Source organism: Pseudoxanthomonas suwonensis 11-1 (assembly GCF_000185965.1).
Taxonomy (GTDB): domain Bacteria; phylum Pseudomonadota; class Gammaproteobacteria; order Xanthomonadales; family Xanthomonadaceae; genus Pseudoxanthomonas; species Pseudoxanthomonas suwonensis_A.
This window is the reverse complement of the sequence record NC_014924.1, coordinates 1,995,396-2,010,765: the sequence shown is the minus strand read 5'-3', so window position 1 is coordinate 2,010,765 and position 15,370 is coordinate 1,995,396. Positions and strand designations below refer to the sequence as shown.

The following is a 15,370-nucleotide window of genomic DNA, read 5'->3' as shown; positions in this document are numbered from 1 at the left end:
CCGGTGCTCCCGGCGCCGGGCACGCCGGCGCCTTCCGTTCCGCATAACGCAACAGGCAGGCGCATGACGACGATCCGTCTCGACGGGCAATCCCTGACCCGCGACCAGCTGGTCGCCGTGGCCCAAGGCGCGAAGGTCGCGCTGGATCCCGGCGCCCTGGAGGCGGTGGCGCGCGCGGCCGACTTCCTCGCCGAGCAGGTGCGCCGCGAGGAGCCGATCTACGGCGTGTCCACCGGCTTCGGCAGCAATGCCGACAAGCTGCTGGGCGCGCATCCGCTGCGTGACGAGCTGCCTGGCGCGGTGCCGTCGCGGCGTTCGCTGCACGAGGAGCTGCAGCGCAACCTGATCGTGACCCATGCCGTGTGCGTGGGCGAGCCGATGGCCGCCGACGTGGTGCGGGCGATGCTGTGCATCCGCATCAACACCCTGCTGAAGGGGCATTCGGGAATCCGGGTGCAGACCCTGGAGGCGCTCGCCGTGCTGCTCAACGCCGGCATCGTGCCGGTGGTGCCGCAGCTGGGTTCGGTCGGCGCCTCCGGCGACCTGGCGCCGCTGTCGCACCTGGCGATCGTCCTGCTGGGCGGGGGCGAAGCCTTCCTCGACGGCCAGCGCTTGCCCGGTGCCGAGGCGTTGCGTCGTGCCGGCCTGGAGCCGGTATCGCTGTCCTACAAGGAAGGCCTCGCGCTGAACAACGGCACCGCGCAGATGCTGGCCATGGGCGTGCTCGCGCTGCACCGCCTGGAGCAGATGCTCGATACGGCCGACCTGGCCGCGGCCATGACCATCGACGCCTTCGCCGGGCGCCTGGGCGCGTTCGCCGAAGAGGTGCACGCGCTGCGGCCGCATCCGGGCCAGGTCCGGGTCGCGGCCAACCTGCGCCGGCTGCTGTCGGGTTCGACGCTGGCCGACATCCCGTACCACCTGGTGCCGCGGTTCCGGCCGTGGCTGCCCTCCAGCTGGGACACCGCGGAATCGCGCGAGCTGCGCTTCGACATCGGCTGGGACTGGGTGCCGGCCGACCAGCGCCATGGCCGCGAGAAGTTCTACCAGCGCTTCCTGCCGTTCCGTGGCGGCAAGAAGCACCAGCCGCAGGACAGCTACTCGCTGCGCTGCATCCCGCAGGTGCATGGCGCGGTGCGCGACGCCGCGGCCCAGGCCGCGCGCGTGCTGGAGGTCGAGCTCAACGCGGTGACCGACAACCCGCTGGTGTTCCCGGACAAGGTCGACGCGGCGCACGTGGAGGAGCAGGTGATTTCCGCCGGCCACTTCCACGGCATGCCGCTGGCGCTGGTGCTGAGCTACCTCAAGGCGTCGATCCCGACCCTGGCCTCGATCTCCGAGCGCCGGCTCAACAAGCTGGTCGATCCGGCCACCAACGACGGCCTGCCGGCGTTCCTGATCGGCAACGAGGACGGCACCGAGTCCGGCCACATGATCGTGCAGTACACCGCCGCGGCCATCGTCAACGACCTGGCCAGCCGCGCACACCCGGCCTCGGTGTATTCGGTGCCGACCAGCGCCAATGCCGAGGACCACGTGTCCATGGGCGCCAACGAGGCGCGCCACGTGCTGGCCATGGTCGAGGACCTGGGCAAGGTGCTGGCGCTGGAGCTGTACACCGCCGCCCAGGCGCTGGACCTGCGCCGCGACATGATCAACGCCGCCCGTGCCCTGGCGCGTCGCGCCGATGCGCAGGCGCTGGCGGGCAAGGTGCAGGGCGGGCCGGCGCCGGATGCGCCCGTGCGCGAGCGTTTCCTGGCCGAGGTCGAGGAACTGCGTGCGCAGCTGGCCGCGGCGGATGCGTTCCATCCCGGCGAGGCAGTGGCGCGTGCGCATTTGCGCATCCGCGAGGCGGTGCCATTCCTGGACCGCGACCGCGCGATGGACGGCGAGGTCGCCACCATGGTCGAGCTGGTCGCCTCCGGCGCACTGCTGGAAGCGCTGCCGCAGGCCTGACTGCCGGAGTAGGGCGCCAGCGCCCCGCCACGTTGGCTTTGCGCGCGGCAGTGGCCCCGGGTCGGGACCGGCACGGGGGCAGGTCCGGGGTGGCTGTCGGACGGGGATAAGTGGGAGGTCGCACGGCCGGGATCGCCGTGCCGGCACCGCCCAGCCCAGGCGTATGGGCGACGCCGGCGGGAGAGCAGGTGTGGCCGGGCCGTGCGCCCGCAATCGGATGGATGACTGCCCAGTCCTGCCCCACCGATAGTGCCGACGCTGAACAACCCGGCAAAGGCGGCCTCCCGGGCAGGACGGGATGTTGACCGATGCTGCGTCGCGGCGTAATGTATTAGCACGCTAATACATTGATACGTGATGAAGCCCCGTCCCACCCCCGCTTCCGCGCGTCCCTCCGACCAGGCGCTGCAGGTACTGGCCGACGCCATCGCCTCGCTGCAGACCGGCGAGGAGGTCGCGGCCTTCCTGCGCGACCTGTGCACGCCGGCCGAGCTGGAGGCGATGGTCGACCGCTGGGCGGTGGTGCCGCTGCTGCTCCGGGGCGTGCCGTATCGCGAGATCTACGAGCTGACCGGGGTCAGCGTCACCACCATTGGCCGGGTCGCGCGCACGCTGGAGCGCGGTGCCGGCGGCTATGCACTGGCCCTGGGCCGGAGCGCCACCTCCAGCGCGGAAACGACACCATGACTCCCCCCCTTGGAGCGGCCACCCGCGACCGCCTCCGCATCGCCATCCAGAAGAGCGGCCGCCTCGCCGAGCCCGCCCGCAAGCTGCTGGCCGCCTGCGGCCTGAGCTGGCGCGAGAGCCGCGACAAGCTGTTCTGCTATGGCGAATCCCTTCCGGTCGACCTGCTGCTGGTCCGCGACGACGACATCCCCGGCCTGATCGCCGACGGTGTCTGCGACCTGGGCGTGGTGGGCCGCAACGAACTGGACGAGCAGGCCGGCGCGCGTGCGCAGATCGGCCTGCCGCAGGCATACCGCGAGCTGCGCGCCCTGGGCTTCGGCCAGTGCCGGCTGATGCTGGCCGTGCCCGAGGACTGGGAATGGACCGGCCCGGAGCAGCTTCGCGGCAAGGGCCTGCGCATCGCCACCAGCTATCCGTCCATCCTCGTCGGCTGGCTGCAGGAGCAGCAGATCGATGCCCAGGTGGTGGAGCTGTCCGGCTCGGTCGAGATCGCCCCGCGCCTGGGCACGGCGGAGCTGATCTGCGACCTGGTCTCCAGCGGTGCCACCCTCAAGGCCAACCAGCTCAAGCCGGTGGAAACCCTGCTCGAGAGCGAGGCCGTGCTGGCCGGCCCGGCGGGCGGCTTCGACGATGCCCGCGCCGCGCTGGCGCAGATGCTGCTGCGGCGCATGGATGGCGTGCTGCAGGTGCGCGAGCGCAAACTGCTGATGTTCAACGCCGACCGCGATGCGCTGCCGGCGCTGGAGCGGCTGCTGGCCGATGCCGGCCCGCTGGTGCAGCTGCCGTCTGTCAATGGCTCGCTGGCCCTGCAGGCCATGTGCGAGGGTGCGGTGAGCTGGCAGCAGCTGGAGGAGCTGGAACGCGCCGGTGCGCGCCAGCTGATGGTCCTGGGCGTGGAGAGGTCGCTGGCATGAGCGCCGTGCAGGAGACATCCGCACAGCCGGCATGGAACCGGCTGCAGTGGTCCGCGCTGGACGAGGCTGCCCGCACCCGGGCGCTGACCCGTCCGGTGCAGGTGGTGGCCGATGCCACCCGCCAGGCCGTGGCCGCCGTGCTTGATGCCGTGCGCAGCCGTGGCGACGAGGCCCTGCGCGAACTGACCGCGCGCTTCGACAAGGTTGAGCTCGAGCGTTTCGAGGTCAGCGCCGGGGAGTTCGCCGCGGCCGAAGCCGCCGTGTCGCCGGAACTGCGCCAGGCCATGGCCGATGCGGCCGCGCGCATCGAGGCCTTCCACCGCGCCGGCATGGGCAAGGGCTACAGCGTCGAGACCGCGCCGGGCGTGGTCTGCGAGCGCATCATCCGCCCGGTGCCTCGCGTGGGCCTGTACGTCCCCGCGGGCAGCGCGCCGCTGCCCTCGACCGCGCTGATGCTTTGCGTGCCCGCCGCGCTGGCGGGTTGCCGCCAGGTGGTGCTGTGCACGCCGCCGCGCGCCGATGGCACCGCCGATCCGGCGGTGCTGGTGGCTGCGCGCCTGGCCGGTGTCGACCGCGTGTTCAAGCTCGGTGGCGCCCAGGCGATCGCCGCGCTGGCCTTCGGTACCGCCAGCGTGCCCAAGGTCGACAAGATCTTCGGCCCCGGCAACAGCTACGTGGACGAGGCCAAGCGCCAGGTCGCCCAGGGCGGCGCGGCGGCGATCGACATGCCGGCCGGTCCCTCCGAGGTGCTGGTGATCGCCGACGAGGGCGCCGATCCGGCCTACGTGGCCTCGGACCTGCTGTCGCAGGCCGAGCACGGTCCCGACTCGCAGGTGCTGCTGCTGTCCGACAGCGCCGCCCTGATCGACCGCGTCGAGGCCGAGCTTGCGAGCCAGCTGGAAGCGCTGCCGCGTGCAGAGATCGCGCGCAAGGCGCTGGCGTCATCGCGCCTGGTCCTGGTCGATTCGCTCGACGAGGCCTTCGCCATCAGCAACACCTATGCGCCCGAACACCTGATCCTGGCCCTGCGCGAACCGCGGCAGTGGCTGGACCGGGTCGAGGCGGCCGGTTCGGTATTCCTCGGCGACTGGACCCCGGAGGCGCTGGGCGACTACTGCAGCGGTACCAACCACGTCCTGCCGACCAACGGCGCCGCGCGCGCCTGGAGCGGGGTGAGCGTGGCCAGCTTCCAGAACTTCGTCAGCGTGCAGGCTGCCAGCCGCGAGGGCATCCTCGCCATCGGCGAGTGCGCGGTGACCATGGCCCGCGCCGAACAGCTCGACGCCCACGCCAATGCGGTGGCCCTGCGCCTGAAGGGGGCGGCGGCATGAGCGGTGATCTCCTGTCGCTGGTCCGCGAGGACCTGCGCGGCTTCGGTGGCTACAGCTCGGCGCGCAGCCACGCCCTGGACGGCGAGATCTGGCTCAACGCCAACGAGAGTCCCTGGGCCAATCCTGCCGATTCCGGCAGCAGCTGCCGGCGCTATCCGGATCCGCAGCCTGCACCGCTGGTGCAGGCGCTGTCGCGGCTGTACGGCTGCGAGCCTGCGCAGGTGCTGGTGGGACGTGGCAGCGACGAGGCCATCGACCTGCTGGTGCGTGCGCTGTGCGTGCCGCGGCGCGACGCGATCGTGACCACGCCGCCGGTGTTCGGCATGTACGCGGTCAGCGCCCGCCTGCAGGATGCGCGCCTGCTGGAAGTGCCGCTGGTTGATGGCGCGGCCGGCTTCACCGTGGATCTGGAGGCCGTCGCCAGGGCGGCGGAGCAGGGCGTTGCGAAGCTGGTATTCCTGTGCAGTCCATCCAATCCCACCGGCGGCGACGTGCCGCTCGACGGCATCGCCGCGCTGGCCAGGCGCCTGGCGGGCCGGGCCCTGGTGGTGGTGGACGAGGCCTATGGCGAATTCTCCGGGCAGCCCTCGGCGACCACGCTGATCGGCGAGCACGCCAACATCGCCGTGCTGCGTACCCTGTCCAAGGCGCATGCGCTGGCTGCCGCGCGCATCGGCACCCTCATCGCCGATCCTGCGCTGATCCGCGTGCTGCGTGCCTGCCAGGCGCCGTACCCGATCCCGACGCCGTGCGCCGACCTGGCCATTGCCGGCCTGTCGCCCGAGGCGCTGGCTCGCACCGCCGAGCGGGTGGCCGTGGTGCGCAGCGAGCGCGCGCGGCTGGCCGCTGCGCTGGCGTCCGCGCCGGGCGTGCGCCGGGTCTATCCGTCCTCCGGCAACTACCTGCTGGTGCGCTTCGACGATGCCCAGGCCGCGTTCGACGGCCTGCTGGCCGCCGGCGTGGTGGTGCGCGACCAGCGCGCCGCGCCCCGGCTCGGTGACGCGCTGCGCATCACCATCGGTACCCCCGAACAGAACCAACGCGTGCTGGCCGTGCTGGCCGCACTGGAAGCCGCTGCATGACCCCCATCCTTTTCATCGACCGCGACGGCACCCTGATCGAGGAGCCGGAAGATTTCCAGATCGACGCCTACGAGAAGCTGCGCTTCGTCAGCGGCGTGATCCCGGCGCTGCTCAAGCTGCGCGACGCCGGCTACCAGTTCGTGATGGTCTCCAACCAGGACGGCCTGGGCACGGACGAGTATCCGCGGGACACCTTCGACGGCCCGCACCAGCTGATGATGCAGGTGTTCGAGAGCCAGGGCATCCGCTTCCGCGACGTGCTGATCGACTGCAGCTGGCCGCACGAGAACAGGCCCACCCGCAAGCCGGGCATCGGCCTGGTCCTGCCCTATATCCAGGACCGCTCGATCGACTGGAAGCGCTCGGCCATGGTCGGCGACCGCCCGACCGACAACGAGTTCGCCGCCAACCTCGGCATCCGCGCGTTCCAGCTGAAGACCCCGCAGTTTGGCGGCGAGTGGGACTGGGCCGGCATCGCCCACGAGCTGGCCGATGCGCCGCGGCGCGCCGTGGTCCAGCGCAACACGAAGGAAACGAAGATCCGCGTCGCCGTCGACCTGGACCGCGTGGCCGATCCGAAGATCCACACCGGCCTGCCGTTCTACGACCACATGCTGGAGCAGATCGGCAAGCACGGCGGCTTCGCCCTGGAGATCGAGGCCGAGGGCGACCTGCACATCGACGAGCACCACACGATCGAGGACACCGCCCTGGCCCTGGGCCAGGCGCTGCGCGAGGCGCTGGGGGACAAGCGCGGCATCGGCCGCTACGGCTTCACCTTGCCGATGGACGAGACCCAGGCCAGCGCGGCGCTGGATTTCAGCGGGCGCCCGTACCTGGTCTACGAGGGCAGCTTCGTGCGCGAGCGCGTCGGCGACATGCCCACCGAGCTGGTGCCGCACTTCTTCCGCTCGCTGTGCGACGCGGCGGGCCTGAACCTGCACATCACCGTGAGTGGCGACAACGACCACCACAAGATCGAGGCGAGCTTCAAGGCGCTGGCGCGTGCACTGCGCCAGGCCATCCGCCGCGAGGGCGACGCCCTGCCGTCGACCAAGGGGGTCCTGTGAGCGCGGGCGGCAAACGCGTTGTAGTCATCGATGCCGGCGGCGCCAACCTCGGTTCGGTCTGCTACGCGCTGGAACGCCTGGGCGTGCAGCCCGAGGTGGTCGACAGCGCGTCCGGGCTGGAGCGTGCCGACCGGGTGATCCTGCCCGGCGTCGGTGCCGCGCCCGAAGGCATGCGCCGCCTGCACGCACAGGGCCTGGTCGAACCACTGCGTCGCCTGCAGGCGCCGCTGATGGGCATATGCCTGGGCATGCAGCTGCTGTACGAGCGCTCGGACGAGGGCGACGTCGAGTGCCTGGGCCTGCTGCCAGGCGTGGTCCACCACCTGCCGCAGCTGACCTGCATCCGCGTGCCACACATGGGCTGGAACGGGCTGCGCAAGCTGCGCGATTCGCCGCTGCTGGACGGCGTGGAGGAGGGCGCGAAGGCCTACTTCGTGCACAGCTACGCCGCGCCGATCACCGCCGCCACCGTCGCCGCCACGGACCACGGCAGCCTGTTCACCGCGGTGGTCCATGACGGCCTGCGCTGTGGCGCGCAGTTCCATCCGGAGCGTTCGGCCGCCACCGGCGCGCGCATCCTCCGCAATTTCCTGGAGATGGATTTCTGATGGGATTCACCGTCTACCCGGCGCTGGACATCCGTGGCGGGCGCGTCGTGCGCCTGGCCCAGGGCGACTATGCGCGCGAGACCCGGTACGGAGACGATCCGCTGCCGCGCGCGGCGGCATTCGCCGAGGCCGGCGCGCGCTGGATGCACCTGGTCGACCTGGACGCCGCCAAGGCCGGCGGCTACACCCTGGCCCCGCTGCTGGGCGATATCGCCCGCACCACCGGCCTGCAGGTGCAGACCGGCGGTGGCGTGCGTGGCCGCGACGACGTCGCCCGGATCCTCGATGCCGGCGCCGCGCGGGTGGTGGTCGGCTCGCTTTCCGTGCGCCAGCCGGAGACGGTGATCGGCTGGCTTGCCGAGTTCGGCGGCGATCGCATCACCGTGGCCCTGGACACCCGCCAGGACGAGGCTGGCACGTGGCAGCTGCCGGTGCACGGCTGGACCGAGAACGCCGGCGTCACCCTGGACGAGCTGCTGCCTCGCTTCGCCGCCGCCGGCCTGCGCCACCTGCTGTGCACCGATATCGCCCGAGACGGCATGTTGTCCGGCCCGAACCTCGGGCTGTACGCGCACCTTGCGGGCCTGGCACCGGGCGTGGCGGTGCAGGCCTCCGGCGGCGTGCGCGACGCGGCCGACGTGGCCGGCGCACGCCAGGCCGGTTGCGCGGGCGCCGTACTCGGTCGGGCGCTGCTGGAAGGGCGGCTGCAGCTGGGCGATGCGCTGGCCGTCGAGGAGGCCGCGCCATGCTGAGCCGCCGCATCATTCCCTGCCTGGACGTGCGCGACGGCCGCGTGGTCAAGGGCGTGCGCTTCCGCGACCACGTCGACATGGGCGACATCGTCGAGCTGGCCCTGCGCTACCGCGACCAGGGCGCCGACGAGCTGGTGTTCTACGACATCGGTGCCAGCCCGGAAGGGCGCTCGGTCGACTATGCCTGGGTCGAGCGCGTGGCGCGCCTGATCGACATCCCGTTCTGCGTGGCCGGCGGCATCCGCGACGTGGAAACCGCGCGCCGGGTGCTGCATGCCGGAGCGGACAAGATCTCGGTGAACTCGCCGGCCCTGGAGCGCCCGCAGCTGGTGTCCGAACTGGCCGATGCCTTCGGCGTGCAGTGCGTGGTGGTCGGCATCGACTCCATCCGCGAGGCCGACGGCGAATGGCGGGTGCGGACCAATACCGGCGACCCGGGCAAGACCCGCGCGGTCGGCGTGCGCACGCTGGACTGGATCGTCGAGGCCCAGCGCCTGGGCGCCGGAGAGATCGTGCTCAACTGCATGGACAGCGACGGCGTGCGCCGCGGCTACGACATCGTCCAGCTGCGCCAGGCGCGGGCGCTGTGCAGGGTGCCCCTGGTGGCGTCCGGCGGCGCCGGCGCGCCGGAGCATTTCGCCGAGGCCTTCGAGCGTGCCGACGTCGATGGCGCGCTGGCCGCCAGCGTGTTCCACAGCGGCGCGATCGCCATTCCCGAACTCAAGCGATACCTGCGGCAAAGGCAGGTCGAGGTGCGTGATGTCTGAAGATTCCAGCGCCGGCGCGGTAGGCCGCATCGGCGTATTCCCCGTGGGCCTGGACTGGGACAAGTCCGGCGGCCTGCTGCCGGTGATCGTCCAGGACGCGGACAACCTGCGCGTACTGATGCTCGGCTACATGGACCGCGAGGCGCTGCAGGCCACGATGGCCCGCCGCCTGGTGACGTTCTACAGCCGCAGCAAGCAGCGCCTGTGGACCAAGGGCGAGACCTCCGGCCACGTGCTGGAACTGGTCGACGTGCAGGCCGACTGCGATTCCGACGCGCTGCTTGTGCTGGCGCGTCCGCGCGGCCCGACCTGCCACCTGCAGCGGCCCAGCTGCTTCGAGGCGGCACCGCACGCCACCGACGCCGTGCCGCGCAAGGTCGAACCCGAGATCGGCTTCCTCGCCAAGCTCGACGCGCTGGTCGCCCAGCGCGAGCGCGAGCGTCCGGAAGGCAGCTACACAACCAGGCTGTTCGAGGCCGGCGTGCGCCGGATCGCGCAGAAGGTGGGCGAGGAGGGCGTGGAGACCGCGCTGGCCGGCGTCGCCCAGAGCGACGAACACCTGCTGGGCGAAGTGGCCGACCTGATTTACCACACCACCGTGCTGCTGCACGCGCGCCGCCTGTCGCTGACCGATGCGGTGGCGGTCCTCGAGGAACGCCACGCCGAGCGCACTGGCCACTGACGACTGCGTCGCGCACGGCCGGTAGCCTAGAATCCGGCTTTTCCCCGAAGGGACAAGCCATGTCCAGATGTTCCGCCGCGTGGCTGTTGGCCTGCATCACCGCGCTGGCCTGCGCCAGCGTCCAGGCGCAGGCCACGGTCGAGGTGACCGGCGTGGTCTACCAGGAGCAGGACGGCCGGCCCGGTCGTGGTTCCGGCGAGCCCGGCCTTGCCGGCGTGCTGGTGTCCGACGGCGAGCAGCTCGTGCGCACCGACGAGGCTGGCCGGTACCGGCTGCGGGCACCCGCGGGCAGTGCGGTGTTCGTGGTCAAGCCGGTTGGGCATCGCTTCATTCCCGGTGCCGACGGCCTGCCCGCGTTCTGGGCACGCGTGCCAGGCAAGGGCCGGCGCTTCGCTGCCGACTTCGCACTCTCGCCGGGCACGGGAGCCGACGGACGCTTCGAGGCGCTGGTGTTCACCGACACCCAGGTCAAGAACGAGCGCGACATCGAGCATTACCGCCGCGCCGTGGTCGAGCCGCTGGGCCGCCCTGGTGCGGCGCTCGGCGTCACCCTCGGCGACCTGGTCGACGACCGCACCGATCTTTATCCGGCGCTCAATGCGGTGACCACCCAGCTGGGCGTGCCGTGGTTCCACGTCCCGGGGAACCATGACCTCGACGAGGGCGCGACCTCGGATGCAGGCTCGCTGCGCGCCTGGAGCCGGACCTTCGGCCCGGACACCTATGCGGTGGAGGAGGGCGCCGCCGCCTTCGTCCTGCTGGACGACGTGGTGGTCACTCCCGGCGAAGGAGCCGGCTACATGGGCGGCCTGCGCGAGGACCAGTTCCGCTTCATCGAGCGCTATGTCGCCCAGCTGCCACGCGACCGGTTGCTGGTGCTGGGCCTGCATATCCCGCTGTTCGACCGTGGCCGCGGGGCCTTCCGCGCCGCCGACCGCGAGCGCCTGTTCGCCCTGCTCAAGGACCATCCGCGCGTGCTTGTGCTCAGCGGCCACAGCCACAACCAGCAGCACTACTGGCACGGCGCCGCCGACGGCTGGCATGGCACCACGCCGCTGCACGAGTACAACGTCGGCGCGATCTGCGGCGCGTTCTGGTCCGGAGTGCCGGATGCACGCGGCATCCCGGACGCGACCATGAGCGACGGGACCCCGATCGGCCACGCACTGCTCACCGTGGAGCGCGATGGCACCTACGCGTTGGCGTACCGTCCGGCGCGCGCGGACGGCAGCGATCCCGCGTTCACCACGGCCATGGCCCTGCACGCGCCGAAGGTGCTCCGCCGCGGCGCGTATCCGGCCTGGGGCGTGTTCGCCAACGTGTTCATGGGCGACGCGGACACCAGGGTCGAGTACCGCATCGACGGTGGCCCGTGGAAGCCGATGCGCAGGGTCGAGCGTGCGGACCCGCGGCTGCTGGTGGAGAACGTGGCCGACGACCTGTCGCCGAGCCTGCGCGGCTACGACCGATCGCCGGAAGCCACCGCGTCGGGCCATCTGTGGCGCGGTGCGCTGGATACCAGGCTGGAGGCTGGCACGCACCGGGTCGAGGTGCGGGCGTTCGATCGCTGGCAGGGGGAGGTGGTGGCGGCGACCAGCTATGCGCTGGAGGACGCGCAGCCCTGATCCGCAGCGCCGGCGGACGGCGGCGCCAGCCGCCCGCCGTTGCCGGGGCTGATGGCGAGGCCGCCGCGCCGGCTGTTGCCGTCGCTTTTGCGGTTGCGTTTGCAGACATGCGGGCCTCTACGCCCCGCCGGCACTCCGATGCTCGGCTCGCTATAACGGGCGGGGAAGAGCAACAGCAAAGGCAAACGCAAACGCAACAGCAACAGCCGGAGCAACGGCAGAGGCTGGGGCCGGTGGCTCGCCGCCGGGGCGTCGCCTCAGCGCGGCAGCGCGATCTCCTGGAAGCCCGTTACGCGGGTGTGCCCATGTGCCGCATCCTCCAGCCTCGGATGCGGGTAGTCCTCCGGGCGGTCGACCAGCACCGTGTGCAGGCCGGCGGCGCGGGCCGCGTCGAGCTCCTCGACCACGTCGGAGAGGAACAGGATCGAGTGCGGGGCCACGCCGATGGATCCGGCGATGCGGGTGTAGCTGGCCGGATCGCGCTTGCCGCCGACCTCGGTGTCGTACCAGCCGGAGAACAGGCCGGTCAGGTCGCCGGCGTCGCTGTGGCCGAAGAACAGCTTCTGCGCAGGCACCGAGCCCGACGAGTACACGTACAGCGGCAGCTCCAGGTCGTGCCAGCGCTGCAGCGCCTCGGCCGCGTCGCGATAGATCGGCGCGGTGAAGTCGGCATTGCGGTAGCCGGCCTCCCAGACCATGCCCTGCAGCGCCTTCAGCGCGGAGTGCTTGCGGTCCTGGTCGATCCAGCCCTGCAGCGTCTCCACGATCAGCTGGTCCTGGCAGGCGCCACCGATCTCCACCGCCACCGCGTCCAGCCAGCGCCGCACCTCCGGGTCCTGGCCGTGTCCGGCGACGAAACCGGGCAGGGCGCGGCGCGCGTACGGGAACAGCACGTCGCGCACGAACGAGATGCTGCTGGTGGTGCCTTCGATGTCGGTGAGGATGGCGCTGGTCATTCGGGATCCTTGAAACGGAGCGCCCCTCGCGATGGCGAGGGGCGGTGGGGCGTGCCGGCGGGACTCAGTGCACCTGCGGTTCGTAGCGCGGGAACCGCTGGGCGATGTCGGTGCCGGTGAAGTGGCCGACCCAGCCATCCGGTTCGGTGAAGAAGCGGATGGCGACGAAGCTCGGCGACTCGCCCATGTCGAACCAGTGGCGGGTGCCATCCGGCACCGCGATCAGGTCGTCCTTGACGCACTCGACCTCGTAGACCTTGTCGTCCAGGTGCAGGGTGAACAGGCCCGAGCCAGCGACGAAGAAGCGCACCTCGTCTTCCTTGTGGAAGTGCTCGTCGAGGAACTTCCGGCGCATCTCCTCGCGGTTCGGGTTGTCCGGGGCGATGCTGACCACGTCCACGGTCTTGAAGCCGCGCGCGGCGACCAGGCGGTCGATGTCGGTGCGGTAGGCCTCGATCACTTCCTCCGGGCTGGCACCGGGGGTGATCGGCTTGGACGCGTGCCAGCGCTCGAAGGTCACGCCCACGCGCGCCAGCTCGGCGGCGATGGCATTGCCGTCGGTGCTCTCGAACAGCGGCTGTTCGGGGCGGTTCTCGTCGAAGATGCGCAGTCGGCTCATGGGGTCACCTGTTGCTGAAGCCGCGGGATGCCGCGTGGACCGTGAAGATTACCAGCTGGATGCCGGATCGCTCATGACGCGGGGTTTCCAGCCCCCGCGTCGCCGGAATGAGGCTCAGGCGCCGAGCCGGCGCAGCTCGAGCTCGCAGCCGAGCAGGAACTCGAACGCCTCCAGGTGGCGGCGGGCGTCGGCCATGGTGCGACCCCAGGCGTAGAGGCCGTGGCCGTCGATCAGGTAGCCCCACATCGGCTGGCGGTCCAGCAGCTCGTCCACCTGCGCCGACAGCACGGTCATGTCCTGGGTGTTGGCGAACACCGGGACCTCGATCGCGGTCTCGTGGGTGCTGTTGCCCTCGAAGGCCTTGAGCAGCTCGTAGCCCTCCAGGCGCACATGGCCCTCGCGGGCGTAGAGCCGCGAAGCCACGGTCTGGACCCTGGAGTGGGTGTGCAGCACGCAGCCGACTTCCGGGAAGCGGCGGTACAGGCGGGTGTGCAGCAGGGTCTCGGCCGAGGGACGCAGCTGGCGGCCGACGGCGCGGCCTTCCAGGTCCACGACCATGATGTCGTCCTCGACCAGGCGGCCCTTGTCGCGCCCGGAGACGGTGATCGCGGCGTGCCCGGCGTCCAGGCGCTCGGAGAAGTTGCTGCTGGTCGCCGGGGTCCAGCCCAGCTGGGCCAGCTCGCGCACGTTGGAGATCAGGGACTGGGCCCGTTCGCGCAGCAGCGCCGGGTCGTAGGGAAGCTCGGTGTTGTCCATGGGCGAAGTCTAACGTGCCGGCGTCCCGGCCCGCGTGCGCGCGGCACGCCGGCCGGTGCGGCTTCAGGTCGCGGCCGGGCGTTCCTCGGCGACCGGGCCGGCGGCCGTCGCGGCTTCCGGCAGGCGCAGGATCCTGAACCCGGCAAGGGCCATGGCGATCGCGATCACCGGGCCGACCAGGTTGAAGAACGCATACGGCAGGTAATCCAGCGTCGCCACGCCGAGGGTGGCGGCCATGTACGCGCCGCAGGAGTTCCAGGGCACCAGTGGCGAGGTGATGGTGGCGCCGTCTTCCAGGGCCCGCGACAGGTTCTGCGGGGCCAGGCCGCGGCGGCGGTACTCGGACTGGAACAGCCGGCCTGGCAGCACCAGCGACATGTACTGGTCGGCGGCAACGATGTTCATGCCAAGGGCGGTGGCGATGGTCGTGGCGACCAGCGAGCCGGCCGAGCGCGCGGCCACCAGCACGCTGCGGATCAGGCGCTCGAGCAGGCCGGTGCGCTCCATCACCGCGCCGAAGCCCAGCGCGCTGACGATCAGCCATACGGTGTTGAGCATGCTCGCCATGCCGCCGCGGGTGAGCAGTGCGTCGGCCGCGGCGTTGCCGGTGCTGGCCTGGTAGCCGTCGAACATGGCCTTCCACGCGCCGGCGAACATGGCCACCGGCCGGGACAGTTCCTCGTTGCCGGCCAGCGCCACCGCAAGGTCCGGCTGGAACACGATCGCGAACACGCCGCCCAGCAGCGCGCCGACCATGATCGTCGGATAGGCCGGGAAGCGCGCCACCGCCAGGCCGAACACCACCACCAGCGGGATCAGCAGGTGCCAGCCGAGGTGGAAGTGCGACTGCAGCAGCTGCGGCAACTCGCCGATGCTGGCCCCGGCCACCGGGGTCGCCGCGGTGGAGAAGCCGACGACGGTGAACAGCACCAGCGCGATCGCGAAGCTGGGGATGGTGGTCCAGGTCAGGTGGCGGATATGCGCGAACAGGTCGGCGCCGGCCGCGGCCGGGGCAATGATGGTGGTGTCGGAAACCGGCGACATCTTGTCGCCGAAGTAGGCGCCGGAGATCACCGCGCCGGCGGTGATCGGCAGCGACATGTCCATGCCCTGGGCCACGCCGATCAGGGCCACGCCCAGGGTGCCGGCCACCGTCCACGAGCTGCCGATGGCCAGCGCGACGATGCCGCAGATCAGGCAGGTGGCCGGGTAGAAGTACGCCGGGTGCATCAGCTTCATCCCGTACACGATCAGCGCGGGAACGGTGCCGCTGAGGATCCAGGTGCCGATCAGGGCGCCGACCGACAGCAGGATGAAGATCGGCACCACCGCCAGGGACACTCCGTGCACCAGGCTGTCCTGGATGTCCTTCCAGGCGATGCCGTTGCGCAGGCCGACCAGCGCGGCCACGCCGCTGGCCAGCATCAGCGCCACCTGGTTGGGACCGTAGGCGGTGTCGTCGAACAGGTTGACCGCGCAGACCAGCGCGGCGACCAGGAACAGCAGGGGAGCCAGCGCCTGGAGGATGCTGGGATCGCGCGTCGTCTTGCTCACGGTATGTGTCC

General features: G+C 71.3%; 15 protein-coding genes. 11 read left to right on the top strand and 4 right to left on the bottom strand.

The features are described from left to right. Nucleotides 1-63 precede the first annotated feature (63 nt). The 11 genes from PSESU_RS09150 (at nucleotide 64) to PSESU_RS09100 (ending at nucleotide 11,474) form a co-directional block, all read left to right on the top strand. A complete protein-coding gene (locus PSESU_RS09150; protein WP_013535492.1) occupies nucleotides 64-1,956 on the top strand; it encodes an HAL/PAL/TAL family ammonia-lyase in 1,893 nt (630 codons plus the stop codon). A 357-nt stretch (nucleotides 1,957-2,313) separates the two neighbouring features. Further along, the gene (locus PSESU_RS09145; RefSeq protein ID WP_013535491.1) at nucleotides 2,314-2,643 is read left to right on the top strand and encodes a YerC/YecD family TrpR-related protein; all 330 of its coding nucleotides are present in this window, start codon (nucleotides 2,314-2,316) and stop codon (nucleotides 2,641-2,643) included. After that, nucleotides 2,640-3,557 carry an ATP phosphoribosyltransferase gene (gene hisG, locus PSESU_RS09140; protein ID WP_013535490.1) on the top strand — a complete coding sequence of 306 codons (918 nt, stop codon included), beginning with the start codon at nucleotides 2,640-2,642 and terminating at the stop codon, nucleotides 3,555-3,557. The genes PSESU_RS09145 and hisG overlap by 4 nt, the downstream gene beginning before the upstream one ends. Then, nucleotides 3,554-4,888: a histidinol dehydrogenase gene (gene hisD / locus PSESU_RS09135; RefSeq protein ID WP_013535489.1), complete on the top strand. Its 1,335-nt coding sequence runs from the start codon at nucleotides 3,554-3,556 to the stop codon at nucleotides 4,886-4,888. The genes hisG and hisD overlap by 4 nt, the downstream gene beginning before the upstream one ends. Further along, complete coding sequence (gene hisC / locus PSESU_RS09130; protein WP_013535488.1) at nucleotides 4,885-5,970, top strand: histidinol-phosphate transaminase; 1,086 nt, start codon at nucleotides 4,885-4,887, stop codon at nucleotides 5,968-5,970. Before hisD ends, hisC begins: the two co-directional genes overlap by 4 nt. Further along, nucleotides 5,967-7,040: a bifunctional histidinol-phosphatase/imidazoleglycerol-phosphate dehydratase HisB gene (hisB, locus tag PSESU_RS09125; protein WP_013535487.1), complete on the top strand. Its 1,074-nt coding sequence runs from the start codon at nucleotides 5,967-5,969 to the stop codon at nucleotides 7,038-7,040. The genes hisC and hisB overlap by 4 nt, the downstream gene beginning before the upstream one ends. Then, the gene (gene hisH, locus PSESU_RS09120) at nucleotides 7,037-7,648 is read left to right on the top strand and encodes an imidazole glycerol phosphate synthase subunit HisH (protein WP_013535486.1); all 612 of its coding nucleotides are present in this window, start codon (nucleotides 7,037-7,039) and stop codon (nucleotides 7,646-7,648) included. Before hisB ends, hisH begins: the two co-directional genes overlap by 4 nt. After that, entirely contained in the window at nucleotides 7,648-8,400 is a 753-nt protein-coding gene (hisA, locus tag PSESU_RS09115; protein WP_013535485.1) for a 1-(5-phosphoribosyl)-5-[(5-phosphoribosylamino)methylideneamino]imidazole-4-carboxamide isomerase, read from the top strand. The genes hisH and hisA overlap by 1 nt, the downstream gene beginning before the upstream one ends. Next, a complete protein-coding gene (hisF, locus tag PSESU_RS09110) occupies nucleotides 8,394-9,167 on the top strand; it encodes an imidazole glycerol phosphate synthase subunit HisF (protein ID WP_013535484.1) in 774 nt (257 codons plus the stop codon). The genes hisA and hisF overlap by 7 nt, the downstream gene beginning before the upstream one ends. Then, on the top strand, nucleotides 9,160-9,849 hold the full coding sequence (gene hisIE / locus PSESU_RS09105) for a bifunctional phosphoribosyl-AMP cyclohydrolase/phosphoribosyl-ATP diphosphatase HisIE (protein WP_013535483.1): 690 nt from the start codon (nucleotides 9,160-9,162) through the stop codon (nucleotides 9,847-9,849). The genes hisF and hisIE overlap by 8 nt, the downstream gene beginning before the upstream one ends. A gap of 59 nt (nucleotides 9,850-9,908) precedes the next feature. Continuing rightward, complete coding sequence (locus PSESU_RS09100; RefSeq protein ID WP_013535482.1) at nucleotides 9,909-11,474, top strand: calcineurin-like phosphoesterase C-terminal domain-containing protein; 1,566 nt, start codon at nucleotides 9,909-9,911, stop codon at nucleotides 11,472-11,474. 257 nt (nucleotides 11,475-11,731) lie between these two features. Here the strand turns inward: PSESU_RS09100 and mtnC are convergent, their stop codons facing one another. From mtnC to nhaC, 4 genes are all read right to left on the bottom strand, one after another. Further along, entirely contained in the window at nucleotides 11,732-12,430 is a 699-nt protein-coding gene (gene mtnC, locus PSESU_RS09095; protein ID WP_013535481.1) for an acireductone synthase, read from the bottom strand. Between the two features lie 64 nt (nucleotides 12,431-12,494). Next, entirely contained in the window at nucleotides 12,495-13,049 is a 555-nt protein-coding gene (locus PSESU_RS09090; protein ID WP_013535480.1) for a 1,2-dihydroxy-3-keto-5-methylthiopentene dioxygenase, read from the bottom strand. 114 nt (nucleotides 13,050-13,163) lie between these two features. Beyond that, nucleotides 13,164-13,805 (bottom strand): methylthioribulose 1-phosphate dehydratase, encoded by a 642-nt coding sequence (locus tag PSESU_RS09085; protein WP_013535479.1) that lies wholly within the window; start codon nucleotides 13,803-13,805, stop codon nucleotides 13,164-13,166. A 63-nt stretch (nucleotides 13,806-13,868) separates the two neighbouring features. Continuing rightward, the gene (gene nhaC, locus PSESU_RS09080; RefSeq protein WP_013535478.1) at nucleotides 13,869-15,359 is read right to left on the bottom strand and encodes a Na+/H+ antiporter NhaC; all 1,491 of its coding nucleotides are present in this window, start codon (nucleotides 15,357-15,359) and stop codon (nucleotides 13,869-13,871) included. Between the last annotated feature and the right edge of the window lie 11 nt (nucleotides 15,360-15,370).